A 5,866-nucleotide genomic window follows, 5' to 3' on the forward strand; every position below is an offset into this window, starting at 1 on the left:
CTTCACTCTGAGCTCGATTACCGCACCCCCATTGAAGCCGAGACCGACTACTACGCTGAAACCGAATCACTCTTGGAAGCGACCGCTTCCCAAGAGAACACCTAGGAACGAAACCCAGGGCGATTCATCCTGACCATCTACCAGTGGCGGAGCAAGCACACGGGCCCGCGCGCGATGCGCATCGGCCGTCACCTACGGTGGGATGCCCGAGAAGTGGACTCCTGGCTCCTCACCCAGCTCGACGACTGGGATGCCGACTACGAGGTCGTCGCGTGAGCGGGCGACCGCCGCTGGAAATCGGCACCTACGGCACAATCACCACCCGCAAGCGAGGCGACAGCTGGCGAGCGTCCTGCTTGTTCCGGGACGGTGACGGAGTCACCCGCGGCATCGAGCGCAATCGCAAGACGAAAGCCGACGCGGAACGCGCACTGAAGGTCGCAATTCGAGACCACGAAACAGCGGCCCGGGTCGGCGACTTGACCGGAGAGTCCACGGTGGCACAACTCATGGAAGTGTTCTGGCCGTGGAAGCTGGCGACCACAAAACTGGCCGCCGGCTCGAAGGCGAACTACTCGGATGTCATCACCCGCATCATCGTGCCGGGACTCGGCAGCATCCGCCTCAGAGAAGCGACGACCGGTCGCCTAGACACCTGGTACCTGAAAGAACGTGAGACACGACGAGCACAAGCCGAACTGGCCAAGACCCTGTTGAACCAGGCCTTCAAACTGGCCGCCCGACGGGACGCGCTCCCCTACAACCCCATGTCCGGGGTCTCTGTCCCGCGCGAAGACGCACCCCAGGTCCGGGCACTCACCGAGCAGGAACTCGAAACGATGCGCGGCGCAGTCAAGACGATGCGGCAGAACACCTGGCTGCCCGACATCGTCGAAACCCAGTACACACTCGGACTGCGCATCGGCGAAGTGCTCGCCCTCACCGTCAACGACCTCGACCTCAGCAACCCGGAAGGTCCCATCGTGCACATCAACTCGACCGTCATCACCCCGACCGGTAAGCCCGAACGCCAACCGCACACGAAGGATGGCCCTGCCGGACGGCGACCAGTCCTCGCCCCAGACTGGGTCGCCGACCTCCTGGACCGCCGTGCCCTCACCGCCGGCGCGAACGGCCTGCTCTTCCCAAGCCGAAACGGAACCCTGCTCGACCCGCACAACGTCCGCGAATCCTGGCGAAATGTCCGCGCCCGGGTCGGTCTGGAATGGGTGACCCCGCACCACCTCCGGAAGACCGCCGCCGCACGAGTGGATGCGATGTTCGGCGAAGAAGTCACCTCCGTCTTTCTCGGACACGGCTCCCCCGACGTGACCCGAAAGTTCTACATCCCCCCGAAGCCCAAGGTCGCCCCAGACGTCCGGGCCGCCTTCACCCAAGGGTCACGCTAAGCCGCGCCGATACGGCCTAGCAGGCCGTTCGGGGACATCTTTGTCGACTGTGCTGCAGTCAGCGGCGAAGTCAGAGGCTGGAGCAGGTGACTACGTGCCGACGGTCGATCGACACTAAACAATCAATCTGACCGGGTCATTTTCGGTAGCGAATGCCCAATGCGACTAGGTCAGATTTGGGCTGCTTCACCGACGCATAAGGCGCCCGCGAGGTGCGCCTTGATTGTCAAGGCGTTCACGCACGTGGATACAGAGGACATTCGGGATCGAGCTCTGGTATCGCTGTATGCACCGCTGACCAGCCAAGCGTCCGTCGTGCCGACGGGCGCGCCGGCTCAGTCGATCGATCGCGCATGCTGGTACCAGCGTTCTCACCTCCCACATCTGCAGGTGCATGACGGGCACTGTCGGCAAACCATAACTGGATTCCCCTCCGTCTCCGCTCCAGGCCGTGTGCGAGCTCTAATTAATCGTGTCAGATACTGTTCTGCTATGACCTATAGCGCAAGGGTTGTCCGGGTGATGATCGCGTCGCCTTCCGATACGCGGGCGGCGAGAGACGCCGTCGAAGAAGCCATCTCAAAGTGGAACGACGCGAACTCGGCAAATCGCAAACTCATACTTCACCCGTGGAGGTGGGAGACATCAGCAGTGCCGCTAATGGGCGGTCATCCGCAGGCCATGATCAATTCCCAGGGCGTCGACAAGTCCGACATCGTCTTTGCCCTGTTCGGGAGTCGCCTGGGCTCTCCTACGTCTTCTGCTGTATCCGGCACCGTCGAAGAGATCGAGCGAGCCGTCAAAGCTAAGAAACCAGTGCACCTCTACTTCTCCAAGGAACCGCTTCCGGCAGACGTCGACACACAACAGTTGGATGGACTTCGAGCCTTTCGATCGGAGGCAGCCATGCGAGGACTACTGGGCGAGTTCAAGAGCGCCAACGAACTCGCGATTCAGGTGTGGCGAGATCTCGAACATGATCTTGTGAAGTTCGATGCTCCTGATGACGAGGAAAACTTCTGGGGACACATGTTTCTAGGTCGAAACAGTAAGGTCTTTGGATGGAGCAACGGCAAGCTGACTGAGCAACCGGATGAGCGTCTCCGGCTTCTCATCGCCGTTGCGTTCGAGGAGTTCGACGCGATAGTCGAGCCGCACCAGACGTCTCGATGGCCAGAATTGATAGAGGTGACCATAGATGCAAGCCTCTCATTGGTGCCGGATAGCCTGCTCGAACACTTGGAAGCATTGGGCGCTCGCTTCGGTCATCAGATCCGGCTGAAGTCCAGCCAAGATGGGCTCTGGATAGTTCTCGCAGATGATCGTCGGGTTCGCGGCAAGTGGAAACCTCGACTGACCTGAGAATTCAGGGCCGCGTGTAGTGGGTGGCCCTGTTGCCTCCCAAGAGCCCGACGGGACACAACGACGCTTGACTACGAGGAGCACCGATTCGCGCCCCTATACCCTGCCGCAAATCCAGACGACGCCCGGTCGTCTGTATGTGGATATCTCTAGGACCGACATCTATCCAATTGATACGGTCTGCGGATGACCGACAACGTGACGGACGTGTGGGATGAGCTCGATGACATTCCTGGCGCGGCCCCAAATTGCAGCTCGTGCCTGACCCCTATGCACTTGGACAGTCTTGCTACTTGTTGGCTGTGCGATGAGTGCGGGCTCGCTCGGCTCTAGCTCCAGATGCGAGACTCTTGACCTGAGCCATCTTCCCTTGCGTCAACCTTCATCAACTTGGATGTCAGCGAAAGGGTCGCGCCGCCATGCTGCGGTGAGAACTGATTCCTCTGATGCAGGCATTCGCGGCGCAGGACTGGCTGCACCGATGAGCATCGCCGCCAGTCGAGCGCAGCCTTCTGCGACTTGACTGGAAAGCGGAACGCTGGCTGTAGGTGAAAGAGCTGCATCTATTCGCTCGTTGATGTCAGCCTTATGACCGGCATCGAATCGCGCCTGATAGTCCGCGACACGCTCGTTGAAACCCTGCCAACGCACCGGCGCAAGTGCGCCTGCCTTGTCCCGGAGCACGTTGTCTCCAAACATGAACTCCATGGAAACTGCCCGGCCGTTCACGTTCTCGACGCCATCGCCCGCTGGCCCAAGAGTGGGATAGCGGTCGGCGTAGGGCACATCAGGCAGGCAGACAGCAACGACTTGCAAAGGTAGCTGGAGGTTGGCGAGCTGCGCCTTGGCGTCACGGCCCGCGGTGTCGCTATCCAGCACGGCAACGACACGGTTCATGACTCCAGCGGCAGCCATGCCCTTGGTGAGTGACACCACTCGGTCAGTTCCGCCTGGGGGACGAAGATCAAAATCGAGGAACGTGAATACGTGGGCGACCTCGGGCGCTGAAATCTCCAGCGAACGTCGCAGGCGCCTGGCGTCACTCGCTCCCTCAGTTATCACGATGACCGGCCCATCTGCCCCTACTGCAGCTGCCATTCGTAGCCGCGCCTCGCGATGCGGAGTTTCGGTAGAAGTCATCCATCCTCCCTCTACTAAGTCCGTGAGATCGAGCCTTACCTCCGTTGTGCTGCGTGCGTTACTCAATGAGAGAGCCAGAGCGAATCTGGGATCGTCGAAGGCCTCTTTAAGCTCACCCCATTTTTCGTAGAGAAAGTTCTCTTTGGGATGGGTCCGCCGATCCGGAGGAATACCCGCTCCAGCCTTCCTGCCGGATCGCGTTGTCAGTGCCGCAGTGATGGCAGCGCCGTTCGGAAACCATGCCGCGAAGTTCTCGTCCGGCTTCTGCCACTCCTCGTCTTGGTCATCGAGGTACGCAGCAGCGAGCCGCCGAACCCACTCTGAAGAGAACCCCTGCAGTCCCAAGCGCTGCCGAAGCACGCCCGCAGTTGTCGAATAGCCCATCAAGTCCCTGCGCAACGATCTCGGCAACCCATCCAGTTCGCCGGCCGAACCGTCAATGTCCTTGAGCACATCGTGTGTTGCCGAACTCACGTAAAGGTCGCCATCGTTGAATAGCAACATCAGATTGTCACTGACGTAGCTCTTGCCCCACACGGGCGCAATCTGCCCACCGATCTTGATATGCCACCATGAGCCCATTCGCCGACCATAGCAAAACTACAACTTTCGGCGACGCCAACTCTCATTGATGGCCCCAGGTCGGAATGTGACCCAGAATGATCGAATGGACGAGTTCGAGATTGCTGATGAGCTGCGGCCGCTGCGGGTCGACATAGCCGGTAAGGCCTTCACTCTGGGGCAGTTGGTGGACCTTGATACGCCGGCCCTCGGGATGGAGATCCTTCACTCGATGCACGAGTCAGGTAAGGAGTCGTGGAGTGCACCCAATATGGCGGCGCACGCGCAGTCGAGCGTGAACTCAAGCCAGCCCAGAGTCAGCGGTCATCCGCTGCATCAGACCGGTTCGCTGATTCCTGCCGTGATCTCCGAAGGGATGAGCTGGCTCATTGCTGGGGGTCTTCTGGGTCCTGCTGCATGGAGTTCTGGTGCGGGATCTGAATGGACGATCAGCAAAGCCGGTCACCTGGCTCTCGAATCAGGAACATCGCGTCACGTCGAAGCCCGTCGGAGACTGGGTCAGGGCCTGCATACGCGTCTACGTGACGCTGCTCTCTACAACTTCGAGCGAGGCAACTATGAAGTGGCGGTATTCGCAGCGATGAAGGAAGTCGAAGTAGCGCTGCGCAGTGCCGCAGGCTTCGGGCCTGACAAATACGGCCGACAGCTTGTAACCGACGCCCTCAGGGTCGGCTCGGGGGCGTTCGTCATTTCGGCTGAGACTCCTGCTGAACAAGAAGGATTTCTGCAGCTGTTCCTCGGGGCCGTTACAGCTTTTAAGAACCCGAGCTCTCACCGCACCGTCGAATACAGCGATCCAGACGAAGCTGCAGACATCGTGCACCTCGCAGACCTGCTTCTCCGGGTAATCGACCGAGAAGTCGCCAACCGAGTCGCCGCTGCAAGCACTGCGGAAAGCGATCAGGCGCGCCCTTAGAAATATCTACCCGAGCCATACCCGGAATCGAGCCCGCATCGCCGACTAGCGCGCCGCGAAACCGCATCTCAGCACGAACGCCCGCCACAGAGCGGTGGCCCGGTCGTTGACGGGTACCCCGCAGATCAAGCCGTTGTCATTCACATAGATAATCAGGCTTAGAGCAGGCACATCCACCGCCTCGATCAATCCGCCTACGGCCGACTGATAATCCGCCAATACGCCGAATGACATTTGGTCGATCGAAGGACGAATATCGGCGGGCACGGTTATTCGAAGCGCTATGGTGTGTCCCTTTCGTCAGTCACGGAAGGAACTACGCACCCGAACGGTTGAGTCCCGCATAGTGGTGTAACTCACGGTGGCTTCCGCGTCGGTGACGACGTGGGCGCGGCCACCGTGTGATCCTTCGAGGAAACTCTCACATCCCACTCGAAAGGCATCATCACGATGACCG

The 5,866-nt window shown here is 60.1% G+C and carries 5 protein-coding genes; 3 read left to right on the forward strand and 2 right to left on the reverse strand.

Annotated features, from left to right (window positions below):
* The first annotated feature begins 272 nt into the window (after positions 1-272).
* A complete protein-coding gene (locus VLI63_RS17590; protein WP_409158149.1) occupies positions 273-1,409 on the forward strand; it encodes a tyrosine-type recombinase/integrase in 1,137 nt (378 codons plus the stop codon).
* Positions 1,410-1,901: 492 nt separating this feature from the next.
* Positions 1,902-2,771: a DUF4062 domain-containing protein gene (locus VLI63_RS17595; RefSeq protein WP_409158150.1), complete on the forward strand. Its 870-nt coding sequence runs from the start codon at positions 1,902-1,904 to the stop codon at positions 2,769-2,771.
* Positions 2,772-3,146: 375 nt separating this feature from the next.
* Here the strand turns inward: VLI63_RS17595 and VLI63_RS17600 are convergent, their stop codons facing one another.
* Positions 3,147-4,493: a hypothetical protein gene (locus tag VLI63_RS17600; RefSeq protein ID WP_409158151.1), complete on the reverse strand. Its 1,347-nt coding sequence runs from the start codon at positions 4,491-4,493 to the stop codon at positions 3,147-3,149.
* An 85-nt stretch (positions 4,494-4,578) separates the two neighbouring features.
* On the opposite strand from VLI63_RS17600, the gene VLI63_RS17605 reads away from it, so the two are divergent.
* The gene (locus VLI63_RS17605) at positions 4,579-5,409 is read left to right on the forward strand and encodes a TIGR02391 family protein (RefSeq protein WP_409158152.1); all 831 of its coding nucleotides are present in this window, start codon (positions 4,579-4,581) and stop codon (positions 5,407-5,409) included.
* 45 nt (positions 5,410-5,454) lie between these two features.
* Here VLI63_RS17605 and VLI63_RS17610 read toward each other — a convergent pair whose 3' ends face one another.
* Positions 5,455-5,676: a DUF3846 domain-containing protein gene (locus tag VLI63_RS17610; protein WP_409158153.1), complete on the reverse strand. Its 222-nt coding sequence runs from the start codon at positions 5,674-5,676 to the stop codon at positions 5,455-5,457.
* Between the last annotated feature and the right edge of the window lie 190 nt (positions 5,677-5,866).

Source organism: Lacisediminihabitans sp. H27-G8 (genome assembly GCF_046156175.1).
In the GTDB taxonomy this organism is placed as follows: Bacteria; Actinomycetota; Actinomycetes; order Actinomycetales; family Microbacteriaceae; genus Lacisediminihabitans.